Origin of the sequence: Natronosalvus amylolyticus, assembly GCF_024298845.1 — an archaeon.
Classification (GTDB): Archaea; Halobacteriota; Halobacteria; order Halobacteriales; family Natrialbaceae; genus Natronosalvus; species Natronosalvus amylolyticus.
In genome coordinates this window covers 1339473-1356077 of the sequence record NZ_CP101156.1, presented here as the reverse complement: position 1 = coordinate 1356077, position 16605 = coordinate 1339473, and the positions used below count along the sequence as shown (strand labels likewise).

At 55.1% G+C, this 16605-nt stretch carries 18 protein-coding genes; 7 read left to right on the top strand and 11 right to left on the bottom strand.

From position 1 onward, the window contains the following. The first annotated feature begins 23 nt into the window (after positions 1-23). Positions 24-608, top strand: coding sequence for a hypothetical protein (locus NLK60_RS06380; RefSeq protein ID WP_254810050.1), 585 nt, complete (start codon positions 24-26; stop codon positions 606-608). A 258-nt stretch (positions 609-866) separates the two neighbouring features. Further along, a complete protein-coding gene (locus NLK60_RS06375; protein WP_254810049.1) occupies positions 867-1643 on the top strand; it encodes a hypothetical protein in 777 nt (258 codons plus the stop codon). Between the two features lie 24 nt (positions 1644-1667). Here NLK60_RS06375 and NLK60_RS06370 read toward each other — a convergent pair whose 3' ends face one another. After that, positions 1668-1871, bottom strand: coding sequence for a hypothetical protein (locus tag NLK60_RS06370; RefSeq protein WP_254810048.1), 204 nt, complete (start codon positions 1869-1871; stop codon positions 1668-1670). 102 nt (positions 1872-1973) lie between these two features. Here NLK60_RS06370 and NLK60_RS06365 point away from each other — a divergent pair, with 102 nt between their 5' ends. Both NLK60_RS06365 and NLK60_RS06360 read left to right on the top strand, forming a co-directional pair. Continuing rightward, complete coding sequence (locus tag NLK60_RS06365) at positions 1974-3335, top strand: AAA family ATPase (RefSeq protein WP_254810047.1); 1362 nt, start codon at positions 1974-1976, stop codon at positions 3333-3335. Positions 3336-3422: 87 nt separating this feature from the next. Beyond that, on the top strand, positions 3423-4139 hold the full coding sequence (locus NLK60_RS06360) for an ATP-binding protein (RefSeq protein ID WP_311136942.1): 717 nt from the start codon (positions 3423-3425) through the stop codon (positions 4137-4139). 106 nt (positions 4140-4245) lie between these two features. On the opposite strand, the gene NLK60_RS06355 is transcribed toward NLK60_RS06360, so the two are convergent. Together NLK60_RS06355 and NLK60_RS06350 are read right to left on the bottom strand one after the other, a co-directional pair. Further along, a complete protein-coding gene (locus NLK60_RS06355; RefSeq protein ID WP_254810046.1) occupies positions 4246-5817 on the bottom strand; it encodes a DnaJ domain-containing protein in 1572 nt (523 codons plus the stop codon). 106 nt (positions 5818-5923) lie between these two features. Then, entirely contained in the window at positions 5924-6556 is a 633-nt protein-coding gene (locus NLK60_RS06350) for a hypothetical protein (RefSeq protein ID WP_254810045.1), read from the bottom strand. A 245-nt stretch (positions 6557-6801) separates the two neighbouring features. Here NLK60_RS06350 and NLK60_RS06345 point away from each other — a divergent pair, with 245 nt between their 5' ends. Beyond that, positions 6802-7728, top strand: coding sequence for a transcription initiation factor IIB (locus NLK60_RS06345; RefSeq protein WP_254810044.1), 927 nt, complete (start codon positions 6802-6804; stop codon positions 7726-7728). A 112-nt stretch (positions 7729-7840) separates the two neighbouring features. Here NLK60_RS06345 and NLK60_RS06340 read toward each other — a convergent pair whose 3' ends face one another. After that, a complete protein-coding gene (locus NLK60_RS06340) occupies positions 7841-8473 on the bottom strand; it encodes a vWA domain-containing protein (protein ID WP_254810043.1) in 633 nt (210 codons plus the stop codon). A 172-nt stretch (positions 8474-8645) separates the two neighbouring features. Here NLK60_RS06340 and NLK60_RS06335 point away from each other — a divergent pair, with 172 nt between their 5' ends. Continuing rightward, positions 8646-10325: an ATP-binding protein gene (locus NLK60_RS06335; RefSeq protein WP_254810042.1), complete on the top strand. Its 1680-nt coding sequence runs from the start codon at positions 8646-8648 to the stop codon at positions 10323-10325. Between the two features lie 23 nt (positions 10326-10348). Here the strand turns inward: NLK60_RS06335 and NLK60_RS06330 are convergent, their stop codons facing one another. The 4 genes from NLK60_RS06330 to NLK60_RS06315 form a co-directional block, all read right to left on the bottom strand. Next, a complete protein-coding gene (locus NLK60_RS06330) occupies positions 10349-10624 on the bottom strand; it encodes a hypothetical protein (protein ID WP_254810041.1) in 276 nt (91 codons plus the stop codon). A gap of 63 nt (positions 10625-10687) precedes the next feature. Next, entirely contained in the window at positions 10688-11371 is a 684-nt protein-coding gene (locus tag NLK60_RS06325) for a hypothetical protein (protein WP_254810040.1), read from the bottom strand. A 625-nt stretch (positions 11372-11996) separates the two neighbouring features. Then, the gene (locus NLK60_RS06320) at positions 11997-12473 is read right to left on the bottom strand and encodes a hypothetical protein (protein WP_254810039.1); all 477 of its coding nucleotides are present in this window, start codon (positions 12471-12473) and stop codon (positions 11997-11999) included. 230 nt (positions 12474-12703) lie between these two features. Beyond that, positions 12704-13165 (bottom strand): hypothetical protein, encoded by a 462-nt coding sequence (locus NLK60_RS06315; protein ID WP_254810038.1) that lies wholly within the window; start codon positions 13163-13165, stop codon positions 12704-12706. A gap of 419 nt (positions 13166-13584) precedes the next feature. Between NLK60_RS06315 and NLK60_RS06310 the strand changes: the two genes are divergently transcribed. Continuing rightward, entirely contained in the window at positions 13585-14463 is an 879-nt protein-coding gene (locus tag NLK60_RS06310) for an SMP-30/gluconolactonase/LRE family protein (protein ID WP_254810037.1), read from the top strand. 88 nt (positions 14464-14551) lie between these two features. Here the strand turns inward: NLK60_RS06310 and queC are convergent, their stop codons facing one another. The 3 genes from queC to NLK60_RS06295 all read right to left on the bottom strand — a co-directional run bounded on the left by queC (position 14552) and on the right by NLK60_RS06295 (position 16567). Continuing rightward, positions 14552-15223, bottom strand: a complete 672-nt coding sequence (gene queC, locus NLK60_RS06305) for a 7-cyano-7-deazaguanine synthase QueC (protein ID WP_254810036.1) — start codon at positions 15221-15223, stop codon at positions 14552-14554. A gap of 106 nt (positions 15224-15329) precedes the next feature. Beyond that, the gene (locus NLK60_RS06300) at positions 15330-16106 is read right to left on the bottom strand and encodes a 7-carboxy-7-deazaguanine synthase QueE (RefSeq protein WP_254810035.1); all 777 of its coding nucleotides are present in this window, start codon (positions 16104-16106) and stop codon (positions 15330-15332) included. Then, positions 16106-16567: a 6-pyruvoyl trahydropterin synthase family protein gene (locus NLK60_RS06295; RefSeq protein WP_254810034.1), complete on the bottom strand. Its 462-nt coding sequence runs from the start codon at positions 16565-16567 to the stop codon at positions 16106-16108. The genes NLK60_RS06300 and NLK60_RS06295 overlap by 1 nt, the downstream gene beginning before the upstream one ends. Positions 16568-16605: the final 38 nt, after the last annotated feature.

The window sequence follows — 16605 nt, the reverse complement described above, 5'->3', positions numbered from 1 at the left end:
GCTATGGTGTTGTGAAGGTCTGTATGCACTTCGACGTCGATATCGCCCTGGCGTTTACATACCTGACAAGAACATCAAAACAATGCCCACCGGTACTTTGGCATTTATTGCCTACCATCTACATCCTCCAACCGATGGAGAGCATATGGATTACGAACGGATCGACGAGTATCGCCCCGATAATCAATCCACTCAATGCAGCCTGTCATGAAGGGTACCTGCCGACTGATATCTACCTTCTCGATAACCCTGGAATAGAGTATGTGAGTGGGCCAGCAACAACGATGATGAAGACGATTGTCACTGCCCACGGTGGAGATGAACCATCAGTCACCGTGGAGTCCCTCGAGGACGAACTCGATTTCGCCGGGATCGTTGATTATCTCAAATCAGGAATCGAAGCAGCCCAGGAGGCCAACGCAGAAATCGCAGTTGACGTTACCCCAGGCCGAAAATTCTGGTCGATCATAAGCTTCCGGGCAGGATTTGAATACGACGTTGACCACCTCTACTACACGCATGTGTTGAGCCAGGATTACTACGGCCAGTCGTTTGCGTCGATTCCGCGGAGTGCAATTGATCTGATCGACTTCAAAGAGGTGTTCTAGATGCGGGTCGCTCGAGACAACTTGACAGTGCTGTTGAATCGGTTGCACGACCGCGGCGAAGACCGAATCAGTGTCTCGCACCCATCGGATGAGGTCGGTAACCTATTGACGATTGAACTTGGAGCCCATGATGAGTGTACGATTCGGTTTTCGAAGCGCGGTGAAGCGTATGCTCGTGCCCGTAATGACGTTGGTCGAAATCACCCGACAACTGTCTATGAAGATTTACCGAGCCGACGTGAGTACATCAACGCGGTGATGGCAAGTGGGGTCGTCCCGATCATTAACTACGATGATGTCAAGACGTTTGTTAACCGGTACGGGGATCCAGATTTGCTTGCGGGGCACCCACCCGTGTTCGTTGGCCTGGATACGAATCTCTTGCCGTGGCGAATTGACCGGATTCTCGGGTTACGTGATCCCGAGGAAGGTGTCGGCTATGTGAACGGGTTAGTGTTAGCAACCGGAATTCGTGATGAGTTGACGTGGGATCACAAGTGCCACGAAACAGAACCGTTTGTTGACGCGTTCGGTGATTCCTTTGAGGAATACTGGAATCAACCGCTCGGATCGGCCCGGGTTGGTCGCCTTGGATTGCTCACCTACCGGGCGATTCGAGACATCCAGCAGGCCGATGAGATTCAATGTGACCGGGACGACGACAAGATCGTGGCCGCGTACGACGAATATGATCACAATCAGCGTTGCCAGATGCTCTTGTTGAGTAATGATCGGAACTTCGTCGAACGAGCCCGGGCACACACGCTTCTCGCACATCACATTGAATTCCCGGCTGACGTACCCCAGAAAACAACGGCAACTTGGGAGGAAATTGAGTACCTCTTGTATCTGCTCGCGCTGTTATTTGGGGTGCTTGAATTACCGGCAGTCAACGTCCACGGCGTGTGGCGTGGGAAAGACGAACTTGACTGGCAGAACGAACGCGTCAAACTCGACTGTCGCAGCCCGAAACTCGAGCCATTGCTTGAGTGTGACCTCTCGATCGTCGAGACCTACGAGGAAATTCGGTTATAGGGAAGCGTTTTCTTCAGATTGACATTATGCGTCATTCTCTTTAACCGCGATTGGATACTGTTCCTCAGGAACGAGGATCTCGAGAATCTCGTCTTTTGTCGCTCCGTCATGCCCGTAGATACACGTTTGAACGGCGCCGATAGCGGTGAGACAATCCTCTCGAGAGGCACCGGAAGGAAACTCAAGTTCGTCACAATGTGATCGGTCGATTGAATCCCCAGAACCCATACTGAGAAGGGGGTACTCCGACTATTTGTAACTGTGCCAGAAATTATTAGTTGCGAGTCATATTCGTGCGTAGTGATGGAGTGTATCGTTCGAAAGTTGGCGATGAAGGCTCATGCGAAGGGTGGAGCTGCTGTATCGGCAGAGACGTTGGCTACGCTCGCACTCTCGACAAACGATCTCGTGTCTGTCACCGCAGACGGTGACCAGTACGCGTTCGCACGAGTAACCGAAGCTGAAACGGGGGATGGAGCACTTCCGGGGATTGCGCTCGATATCTATCACTGCAATCAGCTCGGTGTTGGCCCCGGTGATCGAGTCAAAGTACAACCAGCGACGCTACCGGAGGCAAGGAAGATCTCCGTTCGAATCCCAGAGGTTCTCTATTTCCAGGGACGATCGACGGAAATCGAGCAACTCGTTCGGTCTCGGCTCCGACACCGCCCAGTTGGTGAAAATCACCCCGTAATGATTAATCTCGAACTGGAGAACGCGGACGTCGGACAGCACCTCCCGGTTCGCCCGACGGATGTACACCCGACGGGGCCGGCGGTCGTCACCAACGAGACCAGAATTGAGTTTGATCAGGAGTTGTACTTTTGGAGACCAACTGATCAACAGACCCCGGAGACCGTAGGTTACGACGAAATCGGTGGTCTAAGCGATGAGCTCGAGCAGCTACAAGAGATGGTGGAACTGCCGTTCGAACACCCTGAGTTGTTTGACCGGCTCAACATTGATCCGCCAACGGGTGTGCTGTTACACGGGCCACCAGGAACGGGGAAGACGTTGCTTGCGGGCGCGATTGCTGACGAACTGGACGCACACTTTGCCCATATTGATGGGCCAGAGATCATCGATAAGCACGTCGGCGTCGCTCAAGAAACGCTTCGAGGAATTTTCGAGCAGGCTCGTGAGGAGTCCCCAGCAGTGTTGTTCATCGACGAGATAGACGCGATCACGCCCAAACGTGACGGGAACTCACGAATGCACCTGGATGATGAACGCCTCGTCACCCAGTTACTCACACTGATGGATGGGCTGGATACGACCGATGATCTTGTTGTTATTGGCGCGACGAACCGAGTGGATAGTATCGACCACGCTTTGCGACGTGGGGGTCGGTTCGATCGTGAGATACACGTAGGGATTCCAGACGAACAGGGACGACGTGAGATACTCGAGGTTCATACTCGTGGTGTCCCGCTGGCCTCGCGTGTCGATCTGGATGATTACGCTGCCCGTACACATGGTTTCGTTGGAGCGGATTTAGAGACGCTGGTGACCGAAGCCGGGTTGAACGCGCTCGAACGAGCGACTGCTCGTCTCGAGACACAGCGGACGGCGGAGTATGATGACGTGCTTTCGGAGCTCTGTGTTACAATCGAGGATCTTGATCAAGCGCTCACGGAGGTCGAACCGTCCGCGATTCGCGAGCACATTGTCGAGGTTCCGTCGGTAACCTAGGATGATGTCGGCGGGCTCAGCGATGTCAAATCCCGGCTTCGAGAGACGGTTCACTGGCCGTTAGCGTTCGGCGGTGCATATCGGGCGTTGGACATCGAACCGCCGTCAGGGATTTTGCTTCATGGGCCACCTGGTACCGGGAAGACGTTGTTGGCGAAAGCGGCGGCAAACGAGACGGAAAGTAATTTCTTAGCCGTGGATGGCCCAGAACTGATGAGCAAGTGGATTGGCGAATCCGAAGCAAACGTCCGCGAGATTTTCGAGACGGCGCGAGCGAACGCTCCTTGTATTCTCTTTTTCGACGAGATTGACGCGATTGCGAACGAACGGGATGGGAGTCAAAACGATTCGGGGGTGACTGACAGGGTAGTTTCTCAACTGCTCACCGAACTCGATGGAGTCGATACCCTCGAGAACGTAATTGTGATTGCGACGACGAATCGACCGACACTGATCGATGAGGCGTTGCTCCGACCTGGCAGACTCGATTATCAACTTGAAGTACCGTTACCGGATCAGGAAGCTATACGCGAGGTTCTCGAGGTACATACACGGTCGAAACCGATCGGCGAAGACGTCAGGTTTGTTGAGTTGGTCGAACAAACTGAGGGATGGTCGGGGGCCGAAGTAGAGGCGTTATGCCGTGAAGCGGCGATGGTTACGTTTCGTGATGTCGCGGCCGAGACGGAGCGTGCAGAGGTCGTTGATGCCGTCGCAACGGCGACAATCGGTCACGACCATTTCGAGCGAGCGATCCGATTACTCGAGACTGACGAGTCGTTTGTAGAACAGCGCTCAGAGTGACGCCAACAGTGTATGTGACTAAGCTCCGTTCTCCAGTGGGCGCTGAATGCCTGATGAGCGGAGTTATCGCTCTCACTCTTTGGTGGTCAGTGACTGATTATCTATTTCACCGTATTATCCCGACACCTGGAACGTATCTGTAGCGTACCCAGGCTCCGTAAATTGTGAGGAGGAGGGCGGGCCAAACGAACAGTACTACCAGGACTAATAGAGTGGCGACCTCTTCGAAGGGGATGCCAAACCGTGTCTGGTCGCCGTTCATCGCCGTCCACACGAGGGTGAGTACTGGCCCAACACTGGCAACTTCCCAGAGCAGTGGCCGGGTCGGATACTCCTGCTCGAAAAACCCACGACGAACGATCGTGGTGAACCAGAAGTACGTGAATAAAAATGCCGTGAGGAGTGTGATGGTCATTACGGCACCGAGAAAGACGTTGAGAATTCGACCAGCCTGGAGTGGGCCCACGGTGAAATAACTCATCCAGAGGTCGTCAGCAGTGACGCCCACGTGTTGGAATATGGCAGATTCGGCGGCGAACAAAAATCTGGCACCGATCCAGAGTCCAAAGAGTCCGAAGACCCCCATTCCGATGGCCTCCCACGACCAATCCGTGAGAAACGATAACAGCCCCGTAATCACGAGGCCAGTGAGCCCCAATACGAGAACGAACGAGAGTGGAACGGTGAGCATCCCGAACACGACGTTAGCCATCGCGTCAGTGCTTCCGTGAACACTGCCAGTAACGAATAACACGACGCCGATCAATCCAAGAAGGCCTATGTTCATCACCCACACCGGGTCAGCCGGATCCGATGGTTTTCGAGGCGCACCCGAGGAAAGCCGAGCAACGGATAGTGCAAATTCTTTCCCGAGGCTTATTGCCCCACAGGCTACGAGAAGAAGCGCACTCGTTACCGGAGTCAACGCGGCTGGACTGACGAGTAATTCGGTAATGGCCACGATCAACATGACAGCGATGAGGACTCGAGGAACAGCAAACGAGAGGTTGGGCCCGAGGCGATTGATCCGATCGAGGATCTCGAGTAGTTTTCGGTCGGTAACCTGCGTTCGCGCAGTTTGACTGGCGCTGGCGGCGTATATCCCAACGTGAGCTATAGTGGTACCAAGCCACATGATGAGGCTCACGGCAATCGAAATGAGTGTTTCATCCCAGAACCGATTGACGAATCCACCGTCCACGTGAGCGGTCTGTGTCGCTCGGCCGGTTGTACTACTAGTGGTGTTAGAATTAGTTGATCGAGACGAACCGGCAGTCCAATCTGTATTCGTTTCAGTGTTCCCTGTCGATTGGGTGTTGTCGCTCGAGCGTGACTGCCCAGAGTCGTCACCCGAACCAGGGTTGCTGCTGGTCGTGGTGTTCCGATCGCGTGTCCGGTTTGCCTGCCGCTGTTGTGATGCCGGGTCATCCCACCAGCCTTCGAGCTTGGTTTGAGCAATGTAGCTGCGATGGCCAAGTCGATCGTATCGGGTTCGCTCGGCTGGATCGGTCAGAACTGCTTTTGCTTTGTTCAATCGGATCATCATCGCGGTACTTCCGGTCGGTGTATCCGGATGATACGTGCCCGCTTTCTCTCGGTAGGCCTCGAGAATCACCGCCTGACTCGCGGACGGGTGGATCCCCAAGAAGGTATATAGCGTCGTCTCGGCTTCGTCCATCGTATATAGGTTGTGTTGGTTCTGATCCCTGGCGTGGAGGTGTTTCACAGCCGTTTTAGCTGGTGACTGGTTTCGTCGTTACTCTTAGAGTGTAACCAGTTGCAGGTTACTGGAAGGCAATTTCACCGTTACCATGCTGGGAAGAGTTGGTTGATTGGTCAATTGGATCTCGAGAGAGAATGTTCAGTGTCTCCTGAGCGAGATCGACAAGTTGGTCTATCGTTGTCGTTATCCCTTCGATGACACGGCGATACTCGACGACGTCGAACGCGTCTCGTGACGGATAGAGGTAGTCGTTTACACCGAACCCGTTCCAATACTCGTTCTCGCCGTACGTTAGCGAGAGAATTTTAGGTTCGACTGGCTGTACCTCCTGTTTAACCAGGGCGTCGAACTCGGCGTTGTGGGCATCAATCTCTGCGAGGTCCTCGAGTAGTAACGCGTGGACGTGGTATTCGCGCTCGTCTGGTGAGAGGGACTCAGCGCTAACGTCTCGTCGCGTTTCGATATCTGTCGGCGAGTACTGGTCTTTGAGAACTGCTGAGAACGGGTATGGGCAGAAGGCTTCGAATCGTGGCTCACCGCTGGTTTGGCGGATTTGAACGTACCATCCCCGGTGATGGACGTCTAATCCGTGGGCGTCTTCGCCGCTCCCTGTCGGTCGAGCATTGTCGCTGATCTGATCGCCATTGGCATGAGCGGCAGCTGCGAGGGAACCAATTGACTCATACAGGTTCATAGCTATGAAAGTGATATGCAGTTGAATATTTAAACGCCAAAAAGGCTTTGAACAAGACGGATTCGACTTTCATGTTCTACTACTACGAAATTAGCCGATTTTAAATTCGTTAAAAGATAGATTTATACTTTGGGAGTTCCAACTATTACGTGTCGTTCGAGCCAGCTGATCTGGTTCGAATTGTTGACCGGGACGTTGTACCGCTTTCAACCGGGTTCGACGCACCTACGCGTCACGTCCCTCCTATGTCCACAGCTATTTCCAACGCCAACACCCAGGAGAGTGGGGAAACGTGCCCCGAGTGCGGGGGATCGGTCGTCCGAACCCCTAACGAACAGGTTTGTGGCAACTGCCACGTCGTTACCAACGACACGCCGATCGACCACGGGCCAGAATGGCGAGCGTTCAACCACAACGAGTCCCGAAAACGCGCCAGGACTGGGCCACCGGTTACGCTTGGCGACGGTGACCATGACCTGGCTACGACGATGTCGTCAAGCGGTAGAGACAGCAACGGTGCTCCGCTATCGCCAACACAGCGACAGCGCTACGCTCGCCTCCGCCGGCTCAACCGCTGGTTTGTCGAAAGTGGGAATGCTGGACGCTCGCTTCGAGACGGCGTTATTCAACTCCAAAAACTCGCCAGCGACCTCGATGTTCCCACGTCGGTTCAAAGCCGAGCCCAGACGCTGTTCAAAAATGCCGCCAGCGACGGCTACCTCACCAATTATGGGATCGATCGCACCGTCCCGGCGGTTCTGTACGGTGCCTGTAAACTCGAAGGTGTACGACTCCCCATTGATATGGTTACCGTCGTCGCCCACGCGTCTCGTCGTGAGATTTTACAGACCTACCGGTTTCTTCGGCGAGAACTTGGACTCGAAGTCCCGCCAACCGAAGCAGCCGATGCCGTTCCCGCTATTTGTAGTGAGTTAGATGTTAGCCACACCGTTGAGCGTGAGGCGAAAGCGGTGATCGGCGCCTTCCAACAGGAGAACCCGGGCTCTGGGACGTTCCCGAGTACGGTCGCAGCAACTGCAGTCTACGCGGTGTGCCGTCACCTCGAGTCACTGCCGACTGTCAGCCAATCGGAGGTCGGTAAGGCTGCTGGCGTCAACCCCTGTACGATTTCCACTTGGCACAGTGAGGTCGAGGTGTACGTAGTCGAGTAACCGAGAACAGACCACCGGCAAGAGCGCTGTTCACTTCGGGGTTCGGCCTGACGGATTCCATCTCATCGACACAGTCGGTGATTTCGTACCGAATCGACCAAGGCGGGACCAGTTACGAGTCGCCGGATTCGTCCTGTTTTTGCCGATCCTCGTCAGTGTACTCGCCGGTGGAACCTTCCCGCCGAGCACGGCTGATTCGTTCTGAGGTCGATCGGTACGCGTTCCGTGCGCCTTCCCCACTGTGATCCATGTCCAGCGACCGATTGGCTTTCATCCCCATACTCGAGGCGGTGAGTGCGGCATCCTGATTCGCCCCGACAAACAGGAACTCCCAGCCATGATCCTCCTGGCGCCTTTCAACGAGTTCTCGAACCACGTCTCCAGGCGTCTCAGATGCGTTCTCTTTCCCATCGGTGAACGTGACGAAGATTACATTCGACGGTCGCTCGTGATCTTCCAGACCAGCGATGAAGTCCGTCGTCTCATTGATGGCAGTGTTCAGCGCATCGTGAAGCGCGGTTTGCCCGCTTGGACTGTATGTTTCCCCGAGTGGCGGCGCCTCCTCGGTTTCCCGGCCTTCGTACACCTGATCAACAGTAGTGTTGAAATCATAGAGCGTGACGGTCGCAGTTCCCGGTTCATCTTGCTGGTCGTCAAGGAAGGTGTTGAACCCACCGACGGTATCGTTTTCAATCCGTGACATCGATCCCGAAGAGTCCAGAACGAAGGTGACGTGTGTGTCCATACAGGAAGGAAGTGTTGCTTCCATGACTTAAAGGCCAAAAGCGGATCTCGACAAATCGCCACCAGCTTGGGCTTCGTTCCTTGTTCCAGAAGTAGCTGAATTACGAAGTGCTTCCCAGGTGATTAGGCGTATGTTGATGAAGTATTTGTAGCCGTAGAATATAGGTCGTCACATGAGTACCCAGCGGGCCCGAGAAGAGCGATTCATTGAGGAGTGCCACGCGCACAACCCGTGGTGGGAAGGCGATGTCGAGCGATTACAGCACGCTTCAGCGTGGCACCCACGTTCCGACCTATACGCCGTTCTCAATCAGATCGAAAAAGCCAGGGACGCCTCAGATCTTTTCGATCGGGTATTCGGGTGGTACGGCCAAACGGGGATCGGAAAGAGTACACTCTTGTTACAGCTTATTGGGACGATCGTTGACGCTCCATCTGAGTCTGTTGGGTTAGAAATCGATCGCCGTGAGTACGAAATCGTGGATGCATTTGATCCGACAGACGTTCTCTATATCCCGATCGAGCGGTCGTTGTACCATCTTGAGCGTGCTGAGGAGGCGATCGACACCCTCGGGAGAGTCGTTGAGTACTTTGAGACGCGGATTACCACCGGATCGGATCGGTTGATCCTCCTTGATGACCTCGGTGTGCTCGAATCCAAACCCGGCCGTCTCGCAGAAACGATCTACCAGATGGTAGACGAGCAAACGTACGTGATCTGTACCGGAAGCGTCCGCGAACACGTTTCACTCGAAACCGAGACCGAACGGCTTCTTACGAACCCGGTACCGCTGTTGCCAGTAAAATTCGTCGATTTCGCACAGATGCGACTCGGCGACGAGCAGGCGACCCGACTCGAACGACTGCAAGCTGGGGAGAGCACCGCTGCTCGCGACGATCCAGATACGCTCACGCTCCAAGACATCCGCCGGCCGCTTCGGGACGACGCTGATCCCGTCTCCTTTGCGAAGACGTTCGATAGACTCTACTTCGATGTACTCGACAAGGACGACCGGCAGTCGATCGCTCAAGAAGCGCGAGAGTTCCTTCGCCACGGCGGATTCCCACGCCAACTCACTGTTGGCCACTCCTCGACGACCGCCGGTGAAACGACGAACGAACTTGCACGATCTCACCTCGAACTATACCTGTTCAAAGAACTCGCTCGAGCGAAATCGATTGACCGGCCAGAGAACCTCCAGCAACTGTGTTCGCTCGCCGCACTTCCCGGAACAAACGAGTATGGGTACCGCGAACTCGCAGGGAGACTGGACGTTGATCGCCGAACAGTCAGAAACTATATCCAGGTTCTGGAGGAAGGGATCGTACTTACCGAGTCAACGAACTACGCGCTTCGTCGTCATCGAAAGACCCGCCTCTACCTTCGAGATCCACGACATGTTGTTCTCCTCTCTCAGCGCCACGCTCACGACGGATTCGAATCAGTTGAAGGACGATTCCCGTATAATCCTAGCTTCGAACGCATCCTTTGCCGAACAGTTGTCTTTGATCACGCGATGCGTCTCGCATACAACACCGGGTTAGAGCCGTCGATCGAATTCGCCGAAACCGAGCATGGTGTCATCGAGTACATCTTACGACAGAACTCAACCGTCCTCCCTTTTGCACTCGGCTACGAGCCTCGTGCTGGGGATGCAACCGAAGCCGTCACGACATTTGATCCAGCTACCGGCAATCACGAATCAGTATCGGGTTCCTACGACGCACCCGTACGCTTCGTCATTACCGATGCTGTTCCACGCGGACGACAGAGCGAAGGAACGCTACAGACCACCGTCGATGAAACTACGGTGTGTTATGTGCCGTTTTGGGCGTTCCTCCTGATCTGCTGAGTATCGAGTGTTCCGGCAATCGCTCACTCATCGGCGTCGTCGATCACGTCCTGGTAAATTCGCTCTGCGTCACTCGCTGACATGGGGCCAAATGCTTCCCGAATAATGACGGGCCACACACACCAGACTCCTAAGACACCGAGGCTAAGTGGAAGGAGGAGGTCACTGCCGAGGAAATCAATGCTGCGCACGTAGAGCAGTGCAAGGCCAACCAAACTCACCAGGGACCCGATCCAGAGTCGAGCCCATTGCCTCAGTGTGAACACGGTCGTCAACTTCTCGCGGGTACCTTTAGACATCTCCTTCAAACCTCGTCGACGGCGGTTCGTGCTTGAACCTTGCTTCGTTCGAAGTGGTGTATATCATTGTGAGTACTCACAACATTCGTTCGTTTCAGGCTCTACAATCTCATCAGGGAGGTCCTCGAAGCTCGTTCGTGTCGCATCCGGTTCGACGACCCCTTCGAATATGACTTGTGCGACTCGATTTCCACGTTTATGGTCTGGGAGTTTCGGTTCCTCAACTACAACGTCACCACGCTCTCGACCTCGTTCGAGTGCCGGTTTCGAAATTTGCACGAATGGCGGTACATCTGCTTCCGCCTCTGTCTCTTCGACAGCGAAGATGGGACCTTTCTCACTCCGTTCCCCGAGAAATTGGGCACGAATCTGAAATCCAGGTGGGAGGTCAATTGCAAAAATGCTGCCCGACCCAAACCGGAACTCGCCGAGTGTAAACGACCGGTTCGCCGTGGCCTCTGAACAGTTTTTTAAGCAGTCTTCAAAGCCGATTACAGCAGACCGTGAGTCATCAAGGGTGGAACGGCCCTGTTTTGGAGAGGCAGTCATCTTTTGCCATGGCGGTTCACCGAAGTGGGTGGGGAGGTACCATGATGTGTCCTTGGCCTTCCGTATATCACCAGAGTCGAGTGTTGCTGCGCCGGCGAATACAGCGCTCAGTTCGAGTGACCTCCAAACAGGTGAACAGTATGCGCGAATCGAGCCAGGGTGAAAGAAGTGCTGTAAGAGCACATCTGCAATCAGCACGTAGTCCTGCTGAAACGGCCCGTATTCTGGCCACTCTGCGTTTTCCGTATCGACTGACTGGCGTAGAATCTTGGTTCCACGAGTCCATTGGAGCGTCTCCTCGATCGACAGTTTCGAATCTCCAGAGTGTTGACTCGTAAAGAACCAATGCTCATCTTGAGACGGCGCGTATCGCTCTCGCCATCGTCGGTCAAACAGTGTCAGTGCGTCACCGTCGTAGACGACACTCGAGAGGGCCCACCGCGACAGCGTGCTTGCTCGAAGCCGGGCATCGCCAACCAGTCCTGTGGTGTGCGGTTCGAGCGCACTCTCCGCAAGAAGTTCAGCTATGAGCAGCCAATCCTGATCTGTTAACTGTTTGAGTCCGGCACACACCCACTCTGGATCAACGTACCACCGATACGGACTCTCTCTGACGGACGAAGGGCTTCTGGTTACATGGGGGTGGTTCAGTGCATGTGCCACTTCTGGTAACCTGTCTCGATATTCGGTAACCGAATCGATCTGGTCGAACACCGTTTCCATAAGATATGACCGGCAGGCTGTGAGGCCCGTGGTGGCACCCACTCATCAAGGTTGACGTGGCTGATTTTCGGTCTCGGGTGGGTGCCCCCCCATTTTCATTTCAATACATATCATCCTCTTCCCTATCGACCCCTGTTTTCACGCCGACTTCGACCTCTTGCTTATTGGATGGGTCAGTCGGGTGTTCTTCTAGGTCGTCAGGTTGAATCTGCATCTCTTCCTCCTCAAGGAAATCCGTGATGATCGGCACGTCGAATAGCGCTGCCCCCGAGTGGTCGAATAGAACCGCGGTGAGTTTCTCAACGGCGCTGACCCGATGTTTCGCTTTGTGATCGACATTATAGTACGAGAGCGAGTTCAACACGGTTTGCGCTTCTGCATCGGTGGTGATGGGAACGGTAGAACCGGCTCCAAGTGAGTGTGACTGTCGCAGTCGGTTGTGGAGTTGCCGAGCCCGTTGTTCCTCGTCGGAATCTGGATTCAGTTCCATTATCTCGTCGTTTCGATACTCCGTCAGTGCCTTCTCGAGAACAATGCTGGCACAGTCATCGAGAAGTAACGTAAATGGTTCAGACATCGGAGTAGGGTTGCGAACTACGTCTTTCATACGAAATTGGGTTCAGTAAATACGTTTGTTCGAGGCTATTTAAACGGCAAATTGCCGTATCGGACGGTGGTCGACCGACGGCTGAAAGCCCGACCAAAGGGATTGCCGGCGAAAGACTGTGTTTAGTGACTTATATGGCGTTCTCTTGTAACTAATCAGCACCGTAGATAGGTGTGAACGCTCACCGCTTTTGATTTCTGTTACTCATCATAATACCGACGACAGAAGGTGACCTGTGGCGGGAAATCCAGAAGTTTACCTTCGGCGTGATACGAGACGAAATTGGCAAATTCGTTTGGCTCTTTTTCAGGAGACGGCCCGCTATCTTGCACCGGGAGGTCTACCGCTTGAAGATCCTGGATCAGGTCGGCAAGATCTGCTGTCCCTTCCTGAACTCGGTCGGCAGTTTCACGGATTGACTCGAGTTCACGGTGCTGATCCAGGAGCGTAGCCCACTTATCCCGGGAAATGGCGACGCCATCAGGCTGTGAGACGTTGAAAGCGTGAATCCAGTCACCCCCAATCCGGTGATAATAATGAAACTCATCGATCGAATTACAGTCGTACGCATCTCTTCGTGTGACCCAGCCGCCAAACCGATACCGTCGCCAGCATTTTGCCCCAGCGATATACACCGGATTTTCCCCTCCATCTGGCGCCATATGGACAACTCCTTCATCCGTGTCGGGCCACTCACCCGGTTGGTGACTGACCCATGGATCGGATCCGTCGGCACTAATGGCCAGATTATCACACAAACGGCATACAGGATTTGAGTACCCGATTGGAAGATCATTGGAATCTTCGGCTGGCGTCCCACAGATAGCACACCGAATTTCGGTCGAAGGGGCAATTCCATCTGTTGCAACGAGAACATCCGCTGGTGGAACCGCCTCCGAAACGAGGTTCTCGGTGTCCAACGTTTCTCGAGTATAACCCCTACGACTTATTGGATGCTCGTTCGATCACTGAACATGGATCGAACACCAGCAAACCAGATGCACCAATCTCCTTCGAAGTCGTGGGACGAAAGCTTGGATCCGAGCCCTCTCGGAGGAAGCCACGTAGGAGAGAGACATCGATGACGCGAGCGAAACTGGCCGCTGAATACGACCACCGAGTCGGCGAAGGACCGATCTGGCACCCAGACGAATCACTTCTCTACTGGGTCGATATACCGTCGGGCCGGCTCTACACATACGATCCCACGACGGATCAAAGCAGGCAAGTGCTGTCGCTCGAGCGGGCGGTGGGCGGCTTTACGATTCAAGCCGATGGATCGCTCGCGCTCTTCCTCGAGTCGGGCGGCGTGGCCCTCTGGGACGGCAGCGGGGGTGAGTCTGATCTCGAGTACCTGATTGATGCCATCCCTGGAGAGGAGGACTCGCGCTTTAACGACGTGATCGCCGATCCCGAGGGGCGAGTCTTTGCGGGAACGATGCCCACCGAATCGGAGTCGGGACACCTCTATCGAGTCGACACCGACGGAACGTACGTACTCGCCGACGAGGAGGGGTACGACATTCCGAACGGCATGGGCTTCACCCCGGACGGGGAATCGATGTACGTTACCGAGTCAGAAGCGAGGACGATTCACCGCTTCGAGTACGACCGAGCGACCGGCGACATATCCGGAAAAGAAACGTTCGTCGAAATTGCTGAGGGCGATGGCGTTCCCGATGGACTCACGGTTGACGAGGAGGGGTTCGTCTGGTCGGCGCGGTGGAACGGTCACAGCGTCGTTCGTCACGCACCTGACGGTACGAAAGTCGACCGAATCGACGTCCCTGTGCCGAAGGCCTCGAGCGTTACCTTCGGCGGGGACGACTCCCAGCAACTCTACGTGACGACTGCCAAAGGTCACGACGGTGCTGACCCCTCGCCAGCAGGGTCGCTCTTTCGAGCAGCTGTCGACGTGGCTGGCGTTCCCGAATTTAGGTCACGATTGGCGCTCGAGTAATCGCCATTCCAGCATCGAGCGTGCAGACCGCCACGATGGGACGATGGAATCGGTCGGCGTTTGGGAGGGTACTGAGTAGGAGGTCATTTTAATATTCGATCGGATCGCTCGAGCCGACGTTCTCGAACGCCTCGAGACGCAAGGCACAGGAATCACAGGTGCCACAGGCCGGTGTCTCATCTCGGTAACACGACCAGGTCAACTCGTAGGGGACGCCCAGCTCGAAGCCTCGCTTTGCAATCTCCGTCTTCGACCAGTCGACGAACGGGGCGACAAGGTCGATTTGCGTCTCCGGTTTGGTGCCGATGTCGATGACCTGCTGGAACGCGTCGAAAAACGCCGGTCGACAGTCCGGGTAGCCGGCGAAGTCTTCCGAATGCGCGCCGATAAACACTGCGTCGCAGTCGTTGGCTTCGGCATACGAGACGGCCATCGCCAGCAGATTGGCATTTCGGAACGGGACGTACGACGTCGGTATTTCGTCGCTCTCGAGGGTTGCATCGGAAACTGCCATATCCGCATCTGTAAGGCTCGAGTCGCCGATTTTCGAGAGGTGACTCGTCTCGATGTGCAGGAAGTCCGCTGCATCTACCGCCGCTGCCAGCGCGCTCGCACAGGCGTGCTCTTTGCTCTCGGTTCGCTGTCCGTAGGAGGTGTGGAGGAAATACGGTTCGTAGCCGCGATCGATCGCTTCGTAGACCGCGGTCGCACTATCCATCCCGCCGGAAACCAGAATTACTGCGCGTTTGTCGTTAGGCATGCATATATCGTGTTTAGTGAATCGCCATCGGTCGGGTTCTGTGCCCTCTCAGGGCCAGATGATATCGGTTCGCTCTCCTGCTCGAGGACCGCTTGGATGGTTTCGATCATGTTCCCGGTTCGTCGTTCCAGAGGTCGACGTGCAATCGCGGCGTGTATCGATAGCCGCGTTCCATCGCTAGCTCGGCTACGTGGTTTCGGTTCTTATCCAGTGTTGCTCGAGTCATGCCTTCCGGCATCAATAACACGTCGCCGTCAGGAACGGTAACCGCAACCTGCTCTCGGAGCATGTCAACGAGGGTGTCGATTTCGGACAGATCATCCGCCCCGGTAACGACGAATTTCAACTGGCTCTCGTACTCGTCGACCAGATTTGTGAGCGCCTCGAGGTCGATGCGCTGGTCCTCGTGACGCCGCTCCCACTCACCATCTCCTTTCGGGTCACGATCTGGTGTGGGCGTGCTGTTCGAGAGTTTTGGGCTGATACTCGCCAGATCAATCGCTGCATCTCGATAGATGGTGCCGTTGGTCTCGACGGTCGTGTGGTAGCCGTACGCTGCTAACTCATCCAAGAGTGGGACGGCTTGTTCGTGGATCATCGGCTCACCGCCAGTCAGCACCACGTGACCGGCGTGTTCGTACTCGCGGACTTCGTCGACGATATCTTCTATCGAGAGCCGGGCTCCGGTCGGTTCCCAGGAGGTGTGATAGGAGTCACAGAACCAGCACCTGAGATTACATCCAGAAGTCCTGACGAACACTGAGGGAACACCGGAGAGCTTTCCTTCACCCTGTAACGAGTAGAAGAGTTCGTTAATGGGGAGTCCGTCCCCGTCTCCGTTGTCGTTGGAGCCAAGGCCTGAAACGTCACTTGCGACTGGCATTAGTACGTGGCACAGAGTTCGTTGGTTTCTCGAACGGTCACCGAAACTCCCGAGACGGTATCAGGGAACGCCTCGAGCATGCGTTCCTCGAGCAGCACTGCCATCACCTCGGCCGTGGGGGGATGCTCGAGGATGACCAGTGCGTCGGTGTCATCCGATTGTGCAAACGCCTCGATCAGCGGATCGCCTTCCTGGACGAGAAATCGGTGATCCCAGTCGTCGATGACTGCAGTCACGTCGCCCTTATCGACGATCCACCCGTGTTCGGACAACTCGCCCGTGACTTCGACCGTAATCTCGTAGTTGTGCCCGTGTGGCCGGGCACATTTGCCATCGTGGTGCAGAATCCGATGGCCTGTACTGATCCGGATGGGGCTGTCGTCGCCGATGCGAAGGGTCCGTTCACCGGCTCTCGAGAGTGATATATTCTCTGCAGGCCTTTTGGATAATCTTCTAGGCATGCCTGAAGAATACCTTGGGACGAGATAAGCGTACTCGT